The sequence below is a fragment of the Eubacterium sp. LMAG:50 genome, assembly GCF_008680265.1.
Classification (GTDB): Bacteria; Bacillota; Clostridia; order Lachnospirales; family Lachnospiraceae; genus Eubacterium_U; species Eubacterium_U album.
Map to the genome: position 1 here is coordinate 361,004 of NZ_NALP01000006.1, position 20,960 is coordinate 381,963.

The 20,960-nt window shown below is 32.8% G+C and carries 16 protein-coding genes and 1 other annotated feature; all 16 genes read right to left on the reverse strand.

From position 1 onward, the window contains the following. Positions 1-68 precede the first annotated feature (68 nt). Positions 69-2,222, reverse strand: a complete 2,154-nt coding sequence (locus CCC31_RS04445) for a PTS transporter subunit IIABC (protein WP_117909615.1) — start codon at positions 2,220-2,222, stop codon at positions 69-71. A 290-nt stretch (positions 2,223-2,512) separates the two neighbouring features. Then, positions 2,513-2,830, reverse strand: coding sequence for a type II toxin-antitoxin system RelE/ParE family toxin (locus CCC31_RS04450; RefSeq protein WP_022087890.1), 318 nt, complete (start codon positions 2,828-2,830; stop codon positions 2,513-2,515). A 3-nt stretch (positions 2,831-2,833) separates the two neighbouring features. Next, complete coding sequence (locus tag CCC31_RS04455) at positions 2,834-3,112, reverse strand: type II toxin-antitoxin system Phd/YefM family antitoxin (protein ID WP_022087889.1); 279 nt, start codon at positions 3,110-3,112, stop codon at positions 2,834-2,836. 146 nt (positions 3,113-3,258) lie between these two features. After that, positions 3,259-4,131: a DegV family protein gene (locus CCC31_RS04460; RefSeq protein ID WP_336306287.1), complete on the reverse strand. Its 873-nt coding sequence runs from the start codon at positions 4,129-4,131 to the stop codon at positions 3,259-3,261. A 199-nt stretch (positions 4,132-4,330) separates the two neighbouring features. Beyond that, positions 4,331-6,070 (reverse strand): S8 family peptidase, encoded by a 1,740-nt coding sequence (locus CCC31_RS04465; RefSeq protein ID WP_118565449.1) that lies wholly within the window; start codon positions 6,068-6,070, stop codon positions 4,331-4,333. Positions 6,071-6,178: 108 nt separating this feature from the next. Further along, positions 6,179-7,402 carry a tyrosine--tRNA ligase gene (tyrS, locus tag CCC31_RS04470; RefSeq protein WP_290849925.1) on the reverse strand — a complete coding sequence of 408 codons (1,224 nt, stop codon included), beginning with the start codon at positions 7,400-7,402 and terminating at the stop codon, positions 6,179-6,181. 192 nt (positions 7,403-7,594) lie between these two features. Continuing rightward, positions 7,595-7,827 (reverse strand) — a binding site (T-box leader). Positions 7,828-7,968: 141 nt separating this feature from the next. Then, a complete protein-coding gene (locus CCC31_RS04475; protein ID WP_118565450.1) occupies positions 7,969-8,727 on the reverse strand; it encodes an NYN domain-containing protein in 759 nt (252 codons plus the stop codon). Positions 8,728-9,037: 310 nt separating this feature from the next. Then, the gene (locus CCC31_RS04480) at positions 9,038-12,382 is read right to left on the reverse strand and encodes an EAL domain-containing protein (protein WP_290849927.1); all 3,345 of its coding nucleotides are present in this window, start codon (positions 12,380-12,382) and stop codon (positions 9,038-9,040) included. Between the two features lie 260 nt (positions 12,383-12,642). Continuing rightward, the gene (locus CCC31_RS04485; RefSeq protein ID WP_290849929.1) at positions 12,643-13,140 is read right to left on the reverse strand and encodes a GNAT family N-acetyltransferase; all 498 of its coding nucleotides are present in this window, start codon (positions 13,138-13,140) and stop codon (positions 12,643-12,645) included. A gap of 22 nt (positions 13,141-13,162) precedes the next feature. Beyond that, positions 13,163-14,029, reverse strand: coding sequence for a C39 family peptidase (locus tag CCC31_RS04490; RefSeq protein ID WP_117909625.1), 867 nt, complete (start codon positions 14,027-14,029; stop codon positions 13,163-13,165). A 283-nt stretch (positions 14,030-14,312) separates the two neighbouring features. After that, positions 14,313-15,677 carry an NCS2 family permease gene (locus CCC31_RS04495; RefSeq protein ID WP_022087881.1) on the reverse strand — a complete coding sequence of 455 codons (1,365 nt, stop codon included), beginning with the start codon at positions 15,675-15,677 and terminating at the stop codon, positions 14,313-14,315. 229 nt (positions 15,678-15,906) lie between these two features. Next, a complete protein-coding gene (locus CCC31_RS04500; RefSeq protein ID WP_022087880.1) occupies positions 15,907-16,959 on the reverse strand; it encodes an electron transfer flavoprotein subunit alpha/FixB family protein in 1,053 nt (350 codons plus the stop codon). 19 nt (positions 16,960-16,978) lie between these two features. Further along, complete coding sequence (locus CCC31_RS04505; RefSeq protein WP_022087879.1) at positions 16,979-17,764, reverse strand: electron transfer flavoprotein subunit beta/FixA family protein; 786 nt, start codon at positions 17,762-17,764, stop codon at positions 16,979-16,981. A 17-nt stretch (positions 17,765-17,781) separates the two neighbouring features. Next, positions 17,782-18,939: an acyl-CoA dehydrogenase gene (locus tag CCC31_RS04510; RefSeq protein ID WP_290849933.1), complete on the reverse strand. Its 1,158-nt coding sequence runs from the start codon at positions 18,937-18,939 to the stop codon at positions 17,782-17,784. A 92-nt stretch (positions 18,940-19,031) separates the two neighbouring features. Beyond that, positions 19,032-19,871 carry a 3-hydroxyacyl-CoA dehydrogenase NAD-binding domain-containing protein gene (locus CCC31_RS04515; protein WP_022087877.1) on the reverse strand — a complete coding sequence of 280 codons (840 nt, stop codon included), beginning with the start codon at positions 19,869-19,871 and terminating at the stop codon, positions 19,032-19,034. Between the two features lie 58 nt (positions 19,872-19,929). After that, positions 19,930-20,721: an enoyl-CoA hydratase-related protein gene (locus CCC31_RS04520; protein ID WP_022087876.1), complete on the reverse strand. Its 792-nt coding sequence runs from the start codon at positions 20,719-20,721 to the stop codon at positions 19,930-19,932. Positions 20,722-20,960: the final 239 nt, after the last annotated feature.

Here is a 20,960-nt window from a genome sequence, read left to right on the forward strand (position 1 = left end):
TTTATATAATTCTCCAATTGTATTTTTGTAAATATGCATATCTATACATATCTTAATACATTCGTATTTTACTCATAAAAATCAATTGCAAATAACTCTTCGCCTGCATTTATTTTTCCTTCTGCAACTAATCTGATTTTCTGATTGTCAGCTAATTCAGTACATATAACAGGTGAAGCAACTGATGGTGCATTTTGTTTTAAATATTCTAAATCAAGTTTCATTATTGTATCACCTTTTTTCATTTTGTCACCTGCTTTTACTAATACGCTAAATCCCTGTCCGCCTAATTTTACAGTATCAATTCCAATGTGAATAATCATACTTATTCCATCTTTAGTTGTAAACCCTACTGCATGTTTAGTATCAAATACAAATATAATTTCTCCATCATCAGGTGCCACAACAATTTCATCTGTCGGAGTGACTATCGCGCCATCTCCCATCATTCTACTTGCAAATGCTTCATCTGCTGCTGTATCCAAATTTGCAGATATTCCTGTAATAGGACTTGAAATTACAATTGATTTAACTATTTTCTTTTTGTCTTTATCTTCATTAAAAATATCATCTTCTTTGTCTTCATTTTTAACGGCATTATCTTTTTTATTATACTCTATATTTGGAGCTGTTTCCAGATAATCCTCAAAATTAGATTTAATAACTGTTACTCTTGGTCCATAAATAATCTGCACACCATTTCCTTTATGGACAACCCCTGACGCTCCTGTATTTTTTAGTAATGAATCATTTACTAATTCTGCTTTATAAACCGTACATCTAAGTCTTGTGGCACAACAATCTACATCTGATATATTTTTCTTTCCACCTAGTCCTTTGCAAATCATTTCTGATAATTCATCTGACGAATTTACATTATCTGCTTTTGCTTCACCTTTTTTCTTTGCTTCGACATCACTTCTTCTATATAATTTAACTTCATCACTATCATCTCTTCCCGGTGTTTTTAAATCAAGTTTATTTATTAAAAAACTAAACAACAGATAATAGACAATAAAATATACCACACCTACTATAACAATCCATATCCAGTTTGTCTTTGCATTTCCCTGCATTATACCAAAAAGAAACATATCAATAAGACCGCCTGAAAAAGTCATCCCTACACCAACTTTAAATACATGCATAAGCATATATGCAAGTCCCGCAAATACACAATGTATGCCATAAAGTAAAGGTGCAACAAAAAGGAATGTGAATTCTAACGGCTCTGTAATTCCGGTAATCATGGATGTAAGCGCAGCTGATAATAAAAGTCCTTCAACTTCTTTCTTTTTCTCTGGTTTTGCCGTTTTATACATTGCAAGTGCAGCACCCGGAAGCCCAAAAATCATAAGAGGAAATTTTCCTGACATAAATCTTGTCGCTGAAACTGAAAATTCAGTAACTGTAGGATCAGCAAGCTGTGCAAAAAATATATTTTGAGCACCTTCTATTAGCTGTCCTCCAACTTCCATCGTTCCACCAACACCTGTCTGCCAGAACGGAAGATAAAATACATGATGAAGACCAAATGGAATCAATAATCTTTCCATAAATCCATACACCCAGGTTCCTGCATATCCTGAATTAAGTACTAAATCACCAACGGAATATATACCACTTTGAATTACAGGCCATATAAAGAACATTAAAATACCTACTAACGTATATACCAAAGAACATATAATAGGGACAAATCTTGTTCCTCCAAAAAACGATAGCACCTGTGGCAACTGTATTTTGTAAAATTTATTATGCAATGCTGCAACTCCTAATCCTACAATAATACCGCCAAAAACTCCCATCTGAAGAGAAGTTATGCCCACAACATCAGCTGTAGCACCTTCTAACATTTTTTCTGCTCCGCCGTTAATTGTTATCATTGCGCCAATTGATGCATGCATTATAAAAAATGCTATTGCTGCCGACAGTGCTGCAACTTCTTTTTCTTTCTTAGCCATACCAATGGCAACGCCCATTGCAAATATAATAGGTAGATTAGCAAATACTATATTCCCTGCATCACTCATAACCTGAAATATAGCATTAAATAATGTTCCCGGTCCCATTACATTCCAAAGTCCGTATGTCTTTAACATTGTTTCATTCGTAAATGAACTACCAAGTCCAAGCAATAAACCTGCAACCGGTAGAATTGCTATTGGAAGCATAAATGATCTTCCTACTCGCTGTAATACGCCAAAAATTTTATCTTTCATTTTATATCTCCTTTTTACTTATTTTTGACTATATTTTTTATATCATTCATGCTTTTTACACATTCACATATGTAACACGGAATGTGATTAGTAAATTAACTCTTACAATCATCCTGTCACACCTGAAACTATTTTAAATTTTCTACAATATAAACCTGACCTATAAACAATTTTTCTTTACTATAAATCTGACATAAAAACATTCTCTAAATACAGGAAATCCTCCTTAACATACTCGTTAAGAAGGATTCCCTTTAACATTTTTATTCAATTTAAAACTTTTTATTAATTTATAAACCTTGTATAATATTCAAATAATCCTGTCGTTGATCTATAACTGCATATACAACTACCTGCTTGTTTACTTCATCAATTTTATAAAAAACTAAATTTTTTTCTAAAATAAGTACTTTATAGCCCTGTCGCCTAAGTATAGAATATCTTGGATTTGTTCCAATATATGGATCTTCACCTAACTGAAGAATTCTCTTTTCAATATCATCTAGTTTTTCAAGTGCAACCGTATTTCCAAAATTCTGAGCAATATATAGTATTATTTTTCTAATTCCTGCATCAGCTGTATCAGTTCTTATCACCTCATATTTCATCACTTACCCCTCCTGAAACATTTTACGTAAATCATCAAATGTATCACTTATCGGGGCAACCCTACCATTTTTTACATCATCCTCTGCTTCAGCTAGCACTTCTAACAACTCTATTCGTGCTTTCATATTTTTATATTCTTCATATGATAGAGAAACTGTATCTCCTCTACCATTTACTGTAATAATTACTGCTTCTTTATTTTCCTTACACTGCTTAGATATTTCATTATAATGATTTCTTAAATCAGCAGATGGTCTTATTGATTCCTGTATAGATAACATTATAATCACCTCCACATATATTATATGCAAATTATATCATAATTTTGCTATCTCTTTCAACTATCTATGTATAAAATTGTACTAAAACGTGTTAAGAAAATTTTACTTTTAATACAATATCTTCATAATAATAAATATTTACATCTTTATGGTCTTACAGAATATCCTATTCCAAGTCCTCCCGGTCCAATATGACATGTTATTCCCATTGGTAAATAATCCCATAACACTTTTATTCCAGGGAAAGCTTCCTGTATTTCATTAACCCACTTCTTTGTTTCTTCTTCATCAGCACTTGATGCTGCTAAAATATGTACATTTCCTTTTTCAAAGTCTTCTGCATAGTCTGTTGTAACTATTCTTTTCACTTCCTCTATCATTACTGTTTTTGCCTTTATCAATCCTCTACAATTTTTAAAAGAATCAAGTGTACCAATATCAAATTTTAAAATTGGCTTAACTTTAAGCATTCCACCTACAAGTGCTACACTAGATGAAATTCTTCCACCTTTCTTTAAATATTTCAAATCATCTACAGCAACAAAAATTCCCATTTTTCCTTTTGCATCTTCAAGTCTGTTCTTTATTTCCTTCGCACTACAACCTTCATTTAACAACTCGATTGCATCTAAAACAGACTGTTTCATAGGCGTTGAAACTCTTCCGTTATCAACTACAAAAACTTTACCATCATAATCATCATTCTGTGCCATAGCCATTGCTGTTGAACATGAGCCACTAAGTCCACTGCTTATTGGTATATAAACTAATTCTTCGTATTCTTTTAAAATTTCATCCCATAAGTTCATAACTGCCTCAGGTGATGGCTGTGATGTACTTACATTCTCATCGTTTTTAAGCAATTCTATAAATTCTTCTCTACTTATATCTTTACCTTCGTAATGACATTGATCATTAATGTAAAATGGCATTGGCAACACATATATCCCAAGTTTTTTAGCTTCTTCCTGTGTTATTCCGCTATGACTATCAGTTAAAATTCCTGTCTTCTTCATCATTATTCCTCCAAATGTATATATAACTACAAACTAACGTATTATCAAATTCAAATATCAAAATATATCCCACTAATTAATTGGCATATGTTGTATGCCACGCAATTTACTTTATAAAATAAACAACTTTAAACGGTTAACTAGACAACTATACCATTATCTGTCCATAAAGTCTATAGTCCTATAGTACAAATTTCAAACATCATCTCGGTATACTACTTCTAATACATAATGCTCCCCATCCCATCATAGGATTAGGCCATTTTTCAAATCCATCTATTTTCCTTGCTCCTCTTATCAGATAAGCCTTAAGTTTTTCTCCATATAAATACTTGTCATTTCCATTAACTATGCCCCATTCCATAAGCAATGCTGCTGCCCCTGAAACAAATGGGGTTGCCATTGAAGTCCCACTTTTTACTGAAAGTCCTCCGCCAACTGCTGCAGATATTATATCTACTCCCGGTGCTACAATATCCGGTTTAATTTGATTTGTTTCTCTTGTAAATCCTCTTCCTGAAAAGTCTGCATATGTCTGCCTGTTACTATCATACGCTCCTACAGTAATTGCTTTAGAAGCAGTTGATGGAATTGTCAACGTAGTGTAAGGTATAGGATTTAAAAACCTTGTATTTGTCCCTAATGAAGCCTCAACAGGCAACCACATATTATACGCTCCTAACACTGATTTAACCGATGTTATCCTCACAGTCCAAATACCTGACTGAATATACATATCTTCAGGCACGAATTGAACATATACCTCCTGATATATGCTATAAGGTTTAGGTGTTCCATAATATACCATCAACCTTGTTCTATCTGAAGAGATATTATATTTCATAACTTCATTTGCATCAGTAAAAATTCCGGTACTTTCGCCTGTTGGTGAAATTAATTCTATTTCAAATATATCTGCATAAGACTTCCATATTTGCAAATTAAGGGAATTTTGATAATTTGATACTGCAAATTCTATATTTTCTGTTTCACCTGTATCTATTTTTCCACTTGTATGTCCTCCCGCATTTCCTTCGTTTCCTGAACCTATTACAACGGATATTCTTTCCTTTGCAGATATCTCGTTAATATATGTTTCAAGCAATGATGTGCCATCATGAGAACCATAATTATTTCCAAAACTCAAATTTATTACAAGTGGCATTTTTAATTCTTCTGCCTTTTTTGTCACATAATCAATTGCCTCCATAAGTTCTATTGTTGTCGGGAACGAATTTTCTCTCGGTGTCGCCAATTTAACAATTAACAATTTGCTTTTAGTTGCTATTCCGATATTATTTCTTTTATCGTTTGCAAAATTTCCTGCAGCAATACCTGCTACATGAGTTCCATGTCCTGAATAATCTCTTGATGGTACAATTTCATATCTTTCTCTAAAATCCGGTGCATTTATTGCTGCATTTATCTGACTATCCGTATAAAATGTTCCTCTGTTAAAACCGTATGTATTTTCGCCATTCCCTATTGTCTGATCCCAAATCTCAATAATTCTAGTTTTCCCAAATTCATCTATAAATGCTGAATTTGCATAATCTATTCCACTGTCTATTACCGCAATAATTACCCCTTCTCCATATATACCAAACTGATTCTGTGCATTTGTAACACATGCTTCACTTCTGTTATTTATAACTGCAAAATATAACGGTTTTGCTTTTTCAATATAAATAACACTGTCATCCTCAGCAAGTTTATCAATAGTTTCTTTTGGCACAGATAATATTGCAAAATTATTTGACAATATTTCATATTGTATTCCATTATATTTTTCTAAAAAATCCGGAGTTCCCGTGAACCTTATAATCAAATCCCAGGAGTTATCTATTGGATTAAAACCTGCTGATAGTTCCCGGCATTTATCTAATTCCTGAATATTAGCTTCCAAGGCAACATTCAATAAATTTTCTATTTTTCCGTTCATAAACATACCTAAAAAAACACTTATTACATTCTATGAAAATTTCTTACCATAATTACTTAGAATGTAATAAGTGTTCTACTTTTTGTATTATCGATTCTGAATTAAATCTTAGTCCATAATTGCCTTATGGAATTTCTTTTTACCTTTTTTAATCTTTGCTCCTTCTTTTAACATTGATTCCGTAACAACAAAGCCTATGTCAGAAACTTTTTCATCATTAACAGATACGCCACCCTGCTGTACAAGTCTTCTTGCTTCACTCTTTGTTCCTGCTAATCCACAAGTTACCATTAAATCCATGATTCCAATTCCACCATCTGTTAACTGTTCATGTGTAATTGTAGATGTTGGCATATTTGAATCATCTCCACCACCTGCAAATAATGCCTTTGATGCTTCTTCAGCTTTCTTTGCTTCTTCTTCACCATGAACCATCTTTGTAAGTTCGAATGCAAGAATTTCTTTTGCTTTATTTAACTGGCTTCCTTCCCATTCATCCATCTTATCAATTTCTTCAAGTGGAAGGAATGTTAACATACGGATACATTTTAATACGTCTTTATCTCCTACATTTCTCCAATACTGGTAAAATTCAAATGGAGATGTTTTATTAGCGTCAAGCCATACTGCTCCGTTAGCTGTCTTACCCATTTTCTTTCCTTCTGAATTCATAAGAAGTGTAATTGTCATGGCATAAGCATCTTTTCCAAGTTTACGACGGATTAATTCTGTACCACCCAACATATTTGACCACTGATCATCTCCACCAAACTGCATGTTACATCCATATTCTTTAAATAAATGATAAAAGTCATATGACTGCATAATCATATAGTTAAATTCAAGGAATGTTAAACCTTTTTCCATTCTCTGCTTGTAGCATTCTGCACGAAGCATATTGTTAACTGAGAAACATGGTCCTACTTCACGTAATACATCAATGTAGTTAAGTTTTAATAACCAATCAGCATTGTTTACTGCAATAGCTCCACCTTCTCCAAAATCAATAAATCTTTCCATCTGCTTCTTAAAACATTCGCAGTTATGTTCAATTGTTTCAGGTGTAAGCATCTGACGTAAATCGTTACGTCCTGAAGGATCACCTATGTATCCTGTTCCACCACCAAGCAATACAACAGGTCTGTTGCCTGCCATCTGTAATCTCTTCATAAGACATAAAGCCATAAAATGACCTACATGAAGTGAATCTGCTGTAGGATCAAATCCAATATAAAATGTTGCTTTTCCTGTGTTAATTAATTCTTTAATTTCTTCTTCATCTGTAACCTGGGCTATAAGACCACGTGCTACTAATTCATCATAAATTGTCATCTTTTTTTCCTTTCTTAAATTAAAATTCATTAAATTTCTTTATAAGTGTTTCAAGTTATTAGGATACTTATTAAATTTTTGATACCGATATGCAATTTTCTATTATCTGCGAAAATTAAAATTGCATTTTTTAAGCTTAGATTCATAAATATGACCTTGCCATACATAAAAAAAACCTCTGCATCTTACGATACAGAGGGCATTAACTGCGGTACCACCTCTAAATAAAAATTTCTCACGAAATCTTCCTCTACGAGTGCAAACACACTCTTGCGCTATAACGGGCGCTCCCGACATTCCCTACTCATTTCTTTTCAGGTTGTAACTCCAGGATGTATTTCACAAAATCTACTTCATAATCTCACACCAACCGATTACTCTCTTGCAAGTACAATTAAGTTACTTCTTCCTCTCAACGTCTTATAAATAATTAATCTTTTTCTATACTAACTTTTTGTAGCAAAAAAATCAACTGTTTTTTAATATTTTTATTCCTTCCAAAATTAAAATTTTAAATTTCACTCTTCCATCGTGCTGTGGAATTTGCTTTTAGATAAACGGAATTTTTATTCCTTCTCCCAAATACCATCATTTGAAATCTTATTCCAATCTGCTTTCAATACAGAAACAACTTTTCCCCTCTTAAATTTCTTCTCTTCCTGATATAAATACTTCTGTTTTATTAATCCGTCAACAGCAACCTTTACTTTATCTTTCGGAACTTTATTATAATCCGCTACACACTGAATGGTCTTCCAATATGTAACAACTGAACGATTTTTCTGTTTCTGTTTATATAAACTATTTAGAATAAGTTCATTATAATGATGTTTTTCCTGTGACTGTCTTGGCATCTCGACATAACTTGTTGCGACTGATTTAAGTTTATTGCTAAATGAATATTTAACCCCATAAATAATAACTTTTTTGCCTATTTCCTTTAAGTATTCTGCAACTTTAGTAAAATGTGCGTCACCTGTAAACAAAACATATACTTTTGTTTTATCTTTTTTTGCAGCGCTTCTATAAATTGCATCTAAAATAATTACATCTGTAAAATCTTTATCTACGCCTTCTTTATCGCTGGCTGTATGTATAATATTCTTAGTAATTCCTTTTAATCTTTCTAAATCATTTCCTATATTATATTTTGAAAAATCCCCAAAAACATACAATCTTGTAATATTATATTCCTGTTTTAGTTCTTCAATCCACTCTTCAATATTAGGCTTCATCTGAAACTTATTTCTGTATGCATAATACCAATGTTCATAGTCAACAAACACTTGTGCTTCCGGTTTTTTATCTTTTTTTAATCCGAACATTTATTTCCTCCTTTTTATATTTGGGTTAATTAAGGATACCCATAATCCTTTGTTCATTGAAATTCTCTTATATAAAAGTGATACCTCTTTGACTTATATAAACTATAGAAGCCTTTGTATGCAACAACTACATACTCACATATAGTCTTTATATATCATTTTCTCTTCCCCGATATATAACATAAGGAGCCTTACGGCTCCTTATAGCTGCAAACACACACATTATACAATATATAAATGTAGGTGTCAAAAATGCATATTCTCTTTTTAGCAGTATAAAATATCTCTAACGAAAGTAATTAATCATGGTTTAATCAACATAATTTAACAATCCGATTATTCCATTATACTGCTCATTTGGTGTTTCTAAAACTATATGACTTAATAGAGTTTTTCTTAATGTACCATCTTTGTCAAAACAATTTAATTGTATTTTTTTATTTGATTTATCTGACTTTGTTTCTTCATAGAATTTAATAAATTTATCAATCTCTTCATCTGAAACAACTTTTTCTTTCATAAATTCTACATAATCTACTTTATCAGTATCTAAATCAAAAATTTCTTTAGCTTTTGTTCCGACATCACATACATCTGTATCCATTGCCACATGCCAATAAGTATATTTTTCTCCTTCAAGTCCAAACCTGATATTATCAAGCATTCCGTTAATAATATTATCATCCTGTATTTTCTTTGTAATATCTTCTGCAAAATGTATAAGCGCATACCCTGAATTCCAAGGTACTTTTCTTATTCTAATATTATATGTCTTACCTGTATCCTCATTCTTAACGTCAACTTCTTTAATAAGTTCATTACAGAATTTATCACAATGTTCACATGGTGTATTCGAATCCCATATTGTCTCATGACATTTTAATCCAATAAGTTCTTTTGTTTTATCAGAAGTTAATTCTTCCTTTGCTGCACGATTCATATACAATAATTCTTTTGTTTTTTCATTGCATATAAATATAATTTCATGTGATTCTTCAATAAGCCATCCCATGTTTCTAACATCTATAGGCATTGACATTTCTTCATTACCTGTATATATCTGGAACTGATTCTTTCCTAATTTCTTAGCCTGAATAAGTGCCATGTCAGCACATCTGTAAAGTTCTTTATATTCTGTCGCATGAGCCGGAAACATTGCAACACCTATTGAACATGAAATCTTCATTTCTCCCACATTAATACGTAGTTTATTTCTCAATATTTCCATTTCGTTATTAAGTTCATCTATTGTCATTCCACGCTTTATAAATACAGCAAATTCGTCTCCACCAAATCTACACGATAAATTTTCTTCTGAAAAAGCACTGTCAAGAATATTGGCCACATTAATTATTGCCTGATCACCCATAATGTGTCCAAGACTATCATTTACTCCCTTAAAATTATCAATATCAATCATAAGGAATATAGCTTCTTTTCCTGAACTGCTCAAGAACAATCTTACCTGTCTTTCAAACTCTTTTCTGTTAAGAAGTCCTGTCATTGTATCAAGTTTAACCTGACCTTCAACAACTCGTAATTTCTGAATTACCTTTTTACGATGCTCTTCAAATAATCTTTCAACCGTATTGTTTAATTCATATTTGTCATATGGTTTAAACAGCATACCATCTGCACCGTTTTTAAATGCAATATCTTTATATACATTTTCATTGTCACCTGTTGTATATAATACCGGAATCTCATCTAATTTATCGTTCTTTTTCATTTCGTAAAGTAAATGAAACTTATCTTCTTCATTTATATTAGTATCTACAACTGTTAAAATAATGTTGTAATAATTCTTCTTTATAAATTGATAAGCTTCTTCTTCATTGTCAAACTCTACAAATCTATATTCCGTATCCAGATAGTTTCTAAACATTTCATGGTTTCTTTGTAATTCATCCACAAGGACTATCACTTCTGTCTCGCCGTTCTGGTCATCTATTGATAATTTCTTGTACTCTTTATAACTCTCTAAATTAAAAATTGGAATTATATCTTCACTTAATAATTTATTTTTAAATTCCTGTTCAGGTATCGGTCTTGAGAAATAATATCCCTGTACAAAATTACATTTTAATCTTCTCAAATACTGAATATGTTCTTCTGTCTCTGCACCTTCAACTACAATTATAAGATTCATCCATTTTGCCAGATTTACTATTGAACTGATAATATTATGGCTATTCTTATTTTTCTGTTCATTCTGAATGAATTTCATATCAAGCTTAATTATATCTATTGGAAGTTCAGCTAAAATATTCAATGATGAATATCCACTTCCAAAGTCATCCATCTCTATAATAAATCCATATTCTTTTAATCTTCTGACTACTTCTAAAAGATTTTCAGTATTTTCCATATATGCTGATTCTGTAATTTCTAAGTGTAAGTATGTAGGTGATAGATTATGTCTTTCAACCATACTTTTAAGAATCTCCGGAAGTCCTTCTTTGTAAATATCTTTTCTTGATACATTGACAGATACCGGAAGAATCTTATTGTGTTCATTCTTCATTTTCTCAATGAATCCACATACATGCTCCCATATATATATGTCGAGTTCAGTAATAAATCCATTTTCTTCAAATATCGGAATAAATTCACCCGGCGAAATAAATCCTAATTCCGGATGTTGCCATCTTATAAGTGCCTCTGCTCCAATCATCTTATTAGTCTGAATATCATATTTAGGCTGATAATACACCTTGAAATCCTCATTCATAAGAGATTGTTTCATAGTTTTTGTAATCTGAATATTCTGCTGATTTTTACTCATTAATGCATCGTCATATATGTACACATCATGATCATATGTGAGTTTAGCCTGATTACATGCTGCAATAGCATTATCGCACATAGAATTTATAATGATGCTCTTATCTTCAATATTGTATACACCAAATTTAAAACTTATTTTTGCTTCATAAAATCTCTGATATACCATCTTCGTAGCATATATTAAAGTATTAATTATATTATCGGATTCCTTAGATAAAAAGTAAAAAATATCTGAATGGGCACGGGCAAACAACACATCCTTATTTTCAAACGCTCCATTTAGCATCTCAGTATAAAATTTTAAAAGGCTGTCTCCCTCTTTCCATCCAAATGCATCATTAAAATATTTAAATTTTTCTATATCTGACGCAATAATTTGATATTTTTCTTCCGGATTACTTTTTATTATTTCTTTTGCCTTTCTATAAAAAGCCTTTCTGTTATAAGCTCCTGTCAAAGAATCTCTTTCAGCATCTCTAAGTCTGTAAATGGATTCTTTCATATCGATAATATTATCGATTCTTCTAAGCAATACTTTGATATTATATGGCTTATTTACAAAATCATTAGCGCCTAAAGCCAAGACCTTCTCTTCCGTTTCATCCGCATCTTTATCTGTTGTTACAATTACAGGTATTTTATTATATTCCGGTTCTTTCTTAAATTCTTCAAGAAATCCATATCCGTCCATAACCGGCATTACAATGTCTAATAAAATTGCAGAAATACGTTCACTGTCTGTTTTTAAAATTTCTAATGCCTCAAGACCATTCTCAGCCCCAATAACAGTATATCTGTCTTCTAATAAGGCTTTAAGAATTTCTCTGTTCATTTCCTGGTCTTCAACAACTAAAACCGTTTTCTTCATATGTCCTCCAGTCATTATTATCTCGCATTTATAATCAATCTATAGTCATTATTATAATTTTTCTAAATTGAATATTAATTTTCCGTTATTCCATATGAATATTATACTACATATACAGTTTTATTCAACAAAACTCAATTACTAATCTGGTAACTTTTTTATTATGCTTTTTATACTTTTTTATTGTTTTTTGAATCATTTTTTAATGTTATTCTTTTTTATTGCACCTTTTCTACACTTTTTATTATATTTATACCTTTTTATATTCCCCTTTCATAGCATATCCATTCATGGTCATACAAAAATATTCTTCCACAATCATTAAATTCCATTTTTTTATATGCTCTCAGTGCGTTAGCGTTATTTGGGCTTACCAGATAATGTACTCCCTTATATTTTCTTTTTTGTAAGTTTTCCATGGCTCCTTGTATCAAATTTCCTGCAAGTCCATTACCTCTATATTCTTCAGCTATTACCAGTCTTGCCAGTTCCCCTGCCGGTTTTAGTTCTTTTGACCAGCATTTCTGTTCTTCTACTAACTTATCATCATCTATTGAAATTGCTGCTATTATCTCATTGTTTTTTTTATTAACTATAACAAAACTATCCCCTCTTAAAATATCATTTTTTATTATTTCTTTTGTTGGATATTCTTCTGTCCATGTACATCCTTTAGTCTTTCTTGCATCAACATACAATTTAAAAATATCCTCTAATCTATTTATATCTCCTGCTTTAAAAATCAAATTTTCTTTCATTTTTTATTTTTAATCCTTTAATTTATCTTAAAACCCATAGATTTTTTATCTGGTCTTTTATATCTTCAAACACCCATTGCTTATTCGAATTTGCTTTACTGTTAGGATCATTAACACTTACTTTTCCATCTTTATATTTAGTTAATACTATAAAATGTCCCTGTGTCGTAAAATCTCCTGGCCCTACTACACATATAATTGGATTACCTACTTCCAAATTATCTTTTACTCTTTGTTCATCTAACGGTATTTCTATAACTTGCATGCCAAGCTGCCTGCCACCTTCTGAAATAAGCGACCATGATGAACCATTTTCTTCATCTGCATATCCATTTTTCATTGCAAAATCTGCAATCATTTTCGGAGTATATTTTATGTTTCCTGTCACATAAACAGCCACCATCGAAAGGCATGTCGGTCCACAGCCTGTAATTCCCATACAATCACCTGCGTATGTATAATAACCCCATCTCTGATCCCATTGCATAAATAGCGGAACCTCTGTAGTTTTCTTATATTTTGAAAAATCAATATCGTATGCTTTTCCCTTTTTTTCAGGATATTTCAAGACAAAATCTTTTGTTTCTTTATTTCTTTCAAATAATTTTTTTATATTTTCCGGATAATCCTCTAAAGTGTAACCATGTTTTTCTGCATAGTTTTTTATTACATCTTTTGCTGATTCCTCTTTTGATTCTTTTATTTTTTTTACATTATTTCCGCCACTATTTCCACCTTCAGATATGTTATTCATATTTTTCTTTAGATAATTAATTGCAAATGCCAAAACTACTATAAGTACACAGCAAAATGTAAATCTTATATATTTTCTAATTAACATTATTTTTCTTTGTCTTTTTCTTCTTAAGTTCTCTGCTCTTCTTGACATATCGTACCTTCTTTCTGCTTATCTAAATAGTATAATAACAATTTTCGACATTAAATAAATAAATATTTCTTTAAGAATTTTTGAATTTTATAAATATCTTATACATTATTTTAATTCAACTATCCCAAAATTTATTTTTCATCAAAAAGACCTCTGCCACAATGACTATCAATAATTAGTTTTTTTCTAACATATTGATGACATCTAATAATGACAAAGGTCTTTTGTTTTTCTGTTGTTTTTTCTTAAATTTTCTAGAATTTTATTAAATTCTATTTTTTTCTTATAAGAATATATATTTTAATACGAATAATACTGCAAGAATGTACATCAATGGTTTTACTTCTTTTGCTTTACCGCAAATAGCATTTAATAATACATATGAAATAATTCCGATTGAGATACCTTCTGAGATACTATAGAACAATGGCATTGCAATAATGCAAAGATATGCAGGGATTGCATCTGTCAAATTATCATCTGTAAATTTAATATCTGTTACTGCTCCAAACATAAGGAATCCTACCATAATTAATGCCGGTGCTGTAGCAAATGATGGAATAGTAATAAATAATGGTGAAAGAACAACTGAAACAAGGAATAATAAACCTGTTACTGCTGCTGTCAAACCTGTACGACCACCTTCTGCAACACCTGCTGAAGATTCTACGAATGTTGTTGTTGTTGATGTACCTAAAATAGCACCTGCTGATGTAGCAATAGCGTCTGACATAAGAGCTGGTTTAATGTTAGGAAGCTTTCCATTTTCATCAAGCATTCCAGCCTTTGTACTAACACCAATAATTGTTCCTAATGTATCAAATAAATCAACAAAGAGGAATGCAAATACTACAATAATAAAGTTAACAATTCCTACTGCTTTAAAATCAAGTTTAAAGCACTGTCCAAAAGTTTCTCCTAAAGCTGAAAAATCAAAGCTTACAAAATGTGTTGGAATTACTGAGAAAAAGCTTTCGTTATCAGGAACATAAATCTTTGTAAGTTCACAAATAATTCCTAAAACCCATGTTGAAACGATACCTATTAAGATTGAACCTTTTACTCTCTTAATGTAAAGAATAGCTGTAATAAATACACCGATTACTGCTAATAATGCACAAATTCCTGCTGTATGGAAGTTACTTGTAAAATCTGTAATTGTAACAAGTGTAGATTCTGAATCATTTACTAATCCTGCATTCTGTAATCCGATAAATGCAATAAATAAACCAATACCTACTGATACTGCCTTTTTAAGATTAAGAGGAATAGCATCAAAAATTGCTTCACGTACATTTGTTAATGAAAGAATTATAAATATAATACCTTCTACAAATACCGCAAATAAAGCAATCTGCCATGAATATCCCATTTCTCCACATACTGTGTAAGCAAAGTATGCATTTAATCCAAGACCTGCTGATAAGGCAAATGGAAGATTTGCCATAAATGCCATACACATTGTTCCAACAAATGATGCTATACATGTAGCAATCAAAATAGCCTCTTTGTCCATTCCTGAGGCACTTAAGATGTTAGGGTTTACAGCAAGAATATATGCCATTGTCATAAATGTTGTAATACCCGCAATAACTTCAGTTTTTACAGAAGTATTGTTTTTTTTAAGTTTGAATATTTTTTCTAACATTTTCTCCTTTGTATAGATAACTTGTTTGTCATCTTATACTTCCTTTCTTTATTTTTATTACTATTGTAACCACAAAATTATAACAAAGTTTCACTCTTTTTTCTATATTAATTTTATATGAATAATTGAGGATTTATTATACATGATGTCGAGAAGTCAAAAATCCCCGCATCCAAAGATGCGGAGATTCCTAAATATGTTAATATAACTTAACGTATATTATATTTAATTATGCATTAGCCTTTGCAGCCTTAATAGCTTCTGTAAGCTGTGGTACGATTTTGTTTAAATCACCAACGATACCATAATCAGCTACATCAAAGATAGGAGCATCTTCATCTTTATTGATAGCAATAATAAGATCTGATTCTTCCATACCTGCAACGTGCTGGATTGCTCCAGAAATACCAATTGCGAAGTAAACCTGTGGACGAACTGTCTTACCTGTCTGTCCAACCTGTCTGTCAACTGGTAACCAACCGTTATCTGTAACTGCTCTAGAACATGCAACTGTTCCGTCAAGAGCTTCTGCTAAATCTTCAAGAATCTTGAAGTTTTCTTTGCTTCCAACTCCACGTCCACCAGATACTAAAATCTTAGCGTCCATGATGTTAACTGTTTCAGCAACTTCTTTAACTACATCCATGATTTCAACATATTTGTTGTTAGGTGTAAATCCTGGATTGAATTCAATAACTTCTGCCTTAGCACCTGGCTTTGGTTCAGCCTTCTGCATAACACCTGCACGTACTGTAGCCATCTGAGGACGGTTATCAGGACAAGCGATTGTAGCAATTGTGTTTCCACCAAATGCCGGACGAGTCATTAATAACTGATTGTGTTTCTGTTCCTTACCTGGAATAGCAACTAATGGGAAGTCACCAATTTCAAGTAATGTACAGTCAGCTGTTAAACCTGTTGCAACTCTAGCTGAAACTGTAGGACCTAAATCTCTACCAATTGCTGTTGCACCAACTAACATAATTTCAGGTTTATATTTGTTGATAACTTCTGCTAAAGCATGTGCATATGGTTCTGTTCTATATGTTTCAAGTTCAGGATCATCTACTACGATAACCTTGTCAGCGCCATATTCAGCTAACTGATCTACAAGATTTCCAACGTTTGATCCAAGAAGTACTGCTGTAACTTCTGTATTTAATGGTTTTGCGAGTCTTCCTGCTTCTCCGAGGAGTTCGAACGCGATTGAGCTTAATTCGTTATCTACCTGCTGAGCGAAGACATATACGCCTTTATAATCTTCTAAATTTATATTCTGCATGATTAAATCTCCTCTCTAATTAAATAACGTGCTTTGTTAAAAGCTTATCCATGATGTAATCAACTGCTTCAGCCGGGCTATCTGGAGTAACTTTTTCTCCAGCGCCTTTACGAACTTTATCAGATGCTTTAGCAATCTTTGTAGGTGAACCCTTTAATCCAAGGTCTCCATCTTCTACATCAACAAGATTTGCTCTTCCCCATGTTGTAATTTCTGCATCATAAGCATCAAAAATTCCACCTGGAGTCATATAACGAGGATCATTTAATTCTGAAAGTGCTGTAATTAATACAGGCATCTGAGCTTTAATTACGTGATGTCTGTCTTCATACTGACGTTCTACAATTACGCTATCTCCATCAACCTTAATATCCTGTGCATATGAGATAACAGGAATGTTAAGATGTTCAGCAATCTGTGGTCCAACCTGAGCTGTATCACCATCGATAGCCTGACGTCCTGTAATAATAATATCATAATCAAGGTTTCTGATAGCACCTGCGATTGTTGTTGATGTAGCCCATGTGTCAGCTCCACCTAAAACTCTATCAGTTACTAAGATTCCCTTATCAGCTCCCATAGCCATAGCTTCACGAAGAACTTCTTCAGCCTTTGGAAGACCCATAGTAACTACTGTTACTTCTGCGCCATACTGATCTTTTAATCTAAGTGCTGCTTCAAGACCTGCTTTATCATCAGGGTTCATAATTGTAAGCATTGCACCTCTATCTAATGTACCATCTGGATTGAATTTAACTCCACCCTTTGTATCAGGTACCTGTTTTACACAAACGACAATTTTCACGATAAGTACCTCCTAAATTATTTTAATAAGTTTGCAGAAATTACCATACGCTGAACTTCTGAAGTTCCTTCGTAGATTTCTGTGATCTTAGCATCACGCATCATACGCTCAACGTCATATTCTCTGATATAACCATAACCACCGTGTAACTGAACAGCCTTTGTTGTAACTTCCATTGCAACTTCTGCTGCGTATAATTTAGCCTGAGCTGCTTCTACAGAATATGTCTTCTGTGTTTCTTTAGCCTTAGCTGCCTTGTATACAAGCATCTTAGCAGCTTCTACCTTAGTAGCCATGTCTGCTAACTGGAACTGTGTATTCTGGAACTGTCCGATTGTTCTACCGAACTGTTTTCTTTCTTTTACGTATGCAATAGTTGTTTCTAAAGCACCTTCTGCAAGACCAAGAGCCTGAGCTGCGATACCAATACGTCCACCATCAAGTGTATGCATAGCGATACCGAAACCTTTACCCTGCTTACCAAGTAAGTTTTCTGCTGGAATACGGCAATCTTCAAAGATTAATTCGTATGTTGCTGAACCACGGATACCCATCTTCTTTTCTTTTGTACCAAATGAAAATCCAGGTGTTCCTTTTTCAACGATGAATGCTGAAATTTCTTTCATCATTCTACCACGTTTTTCAACTTTACCTGTAACTGCAATGATGATATAAATATCTGCATATTTACCATTTGTAATAAAACATTTTGAACCATTTAATACCCATTCATTTGTTTCTTTATCGAAAACAGCCTTTGTCTGCTGTCCCTGTGCGTCTGTACCAGCACCTGGTTCTGTTAAACCGAAAGCACCTAATTTTTCACCTTTTGCAAGTGGAACTACGTATTTCTGCTTCTGTTCTTCAGTACCAAATGTCATAATAGGATCGATACAAAGTGATGTATGTGCTGAAACGATAACACCTGTTGTACCACAAACCTTTGATAATTCTTCAACGCACATAGCGTATGTTAAAGGATCACATCCCTGTCCACCATATTCCTTAGGAACTGGGATACCAAGGAAACCATTTTTTGCCATTTTTTCAACTGTCTCTACAGGGAACTGTTCATTTTCATCTGTTTCCTGTGCAAGAGGTTTTACTTCATTTTCGGCAAATTCTCTGAAAAGGCTCTGAGCCATTTCATGTTTCTTACTTAATGTAAAATCCATTATTAAATTCCTCCATGTAAATTAAATAAATATATAAGGGGATACCACTAATCATCGACTAGTGGCACTCCCTAACTCTCATGTATATTGTATTATTTGCTGTAATCGTAGAAACCAACGCCAGTCTTTCTTCCAAGCTTTCCTGCACGTACCATCTTTCTAAGAAGTGTATGTGGACGATACTTTGGATCACCTGTTTCAGCCTGAAGTACTTCCATAATAGCAAGTACAATATCAAGACCTACTAAATCACCTAATGCTAATGGTCCCATTGGATGAGAAGCACCAAGCTTCATGGCTGTATCGATATCTTCTACTGAAGCGATTCCGTCAGCATAGATTCCGATTGCTTCGTTAATCATTGGGATTAAGATTCTGTTAACAACAAATCCTGGAGCTTCAGCAACTTCTACTGGAGTCTTTCCGATTTCTGTAGCGATTGTCTTAATCTGTTCAACTAATTCCTTAGGTGTGTTTCCACCAGCAATAACTTCAACTAACTTCATTCTGTCAGCTGGGTTGAAGAAATGCATACCAATCATAGGTCTGTCAAGTCCAGCACCGATTTCTGTGATTGATAATGATGATGTATTTGTAGCAAAAATACATTCAGGTTTTACGATGCTCTGTAATTCCTTAAATGTTTCTTTCTTAATTGACATTACTTCTGGAGCAACTTCGATTACTAAATCGCAGTCTGTACAGATGTCTTTTAATCCTGTCTGGATTTTTCCTAAAATTTCAGCACCTTTTTCTGCTGTGATTTTTTCTTTACCAACAAGGAAGTTGATGTTCTTTTCAATTCTTGCCTTTCCTCCATCAGCAAATTCCTGCTTGATGTCACAAAGACGTACTTCATATCCGTCTGTCATTGCAAATGCCTGTGCAATTCCTGCACCCATTGTTCCTGCACCAATAACTCCTACTATCATTGTTTTTCCTCCTAAATGAAAATATAAATATTATCTGAATATAAATTCAGCATTCCGCTTATTTATTTGCAAATGGTACTACCTTTAATTTCTTTTCTTTATCTTTTTCAAGGAAGTTACCCATTCCTGCCTTCTGGTCTTCTGTTTCGAAGCAGCTACCGAATAATTTTTCTTCGATTACGATTGCATCGTCCATACCTACTTCAAGTCCTTCGTTAATTGCCTTCTTGCAAGCTCTGACAGCAATTGGAGCGTTCATAGCGATTCCATTAGCCATCTTCTTAGCTGCATCCATTAATTCTTCTACAGGATATACTGCATTAACAAGACCAATTCTTAAAGCTTCAGCAGCCTTAATGTTTCTTGCTGTATAAATCATCTGTTTAGCCATTCCCGGTCCAACAATTCTTGCAAGTCTCTGTGTTCCACCAAATCCAGGTGTAATTCCAAGACCTACTTCAGGCTGTCCAAAAATTGCATTTTCAGAACAGATTCTAATATCACAGCTCATAGAAATTTCGCATCCACCACCTAATGCAAATCCATTAACAGCAGCGATTACAGGGATTTCTAATGTTTCAATCTTTCTAAATACATCATTTCCCTTTTTACCAAAAGCTTCACCTTCTGCTTTTGTAAGTGTTGACATTTCTCCTATATCTGCACCTGCAACGAATGATTTTTCGCCTGCACCTGTGATAATTAATGCTCTTGTTGTATTAATATCAATTGCATCAATTGTTTCTTCTAATTCAGTAAGTACCTGGCTATTTAAAGCATTAAGTGCCTTTGGACGGTTGATTGTAAGAACACCTACAAATCCTTCCTGTTCATATGTGATAAATTCCATATTTATTCTCCTTAATATAAAAGTCAAAGCAAATAGCATTCTACGCTTTGGGCTATAAAAGTAAAATATTTGTTATATTGAGCCATCTCAAAAAAACAATTTACACTTCAAACAGGTAAGCCCCATCACCGTTATTTCAATATGTGAAAGAGCTCACCTGATTGCTTAAGACGAAATGCATATGTAAAAATTATTAACTTATTCTCTAACAGATTAAAAAGTTATTAACTTCAATTAAC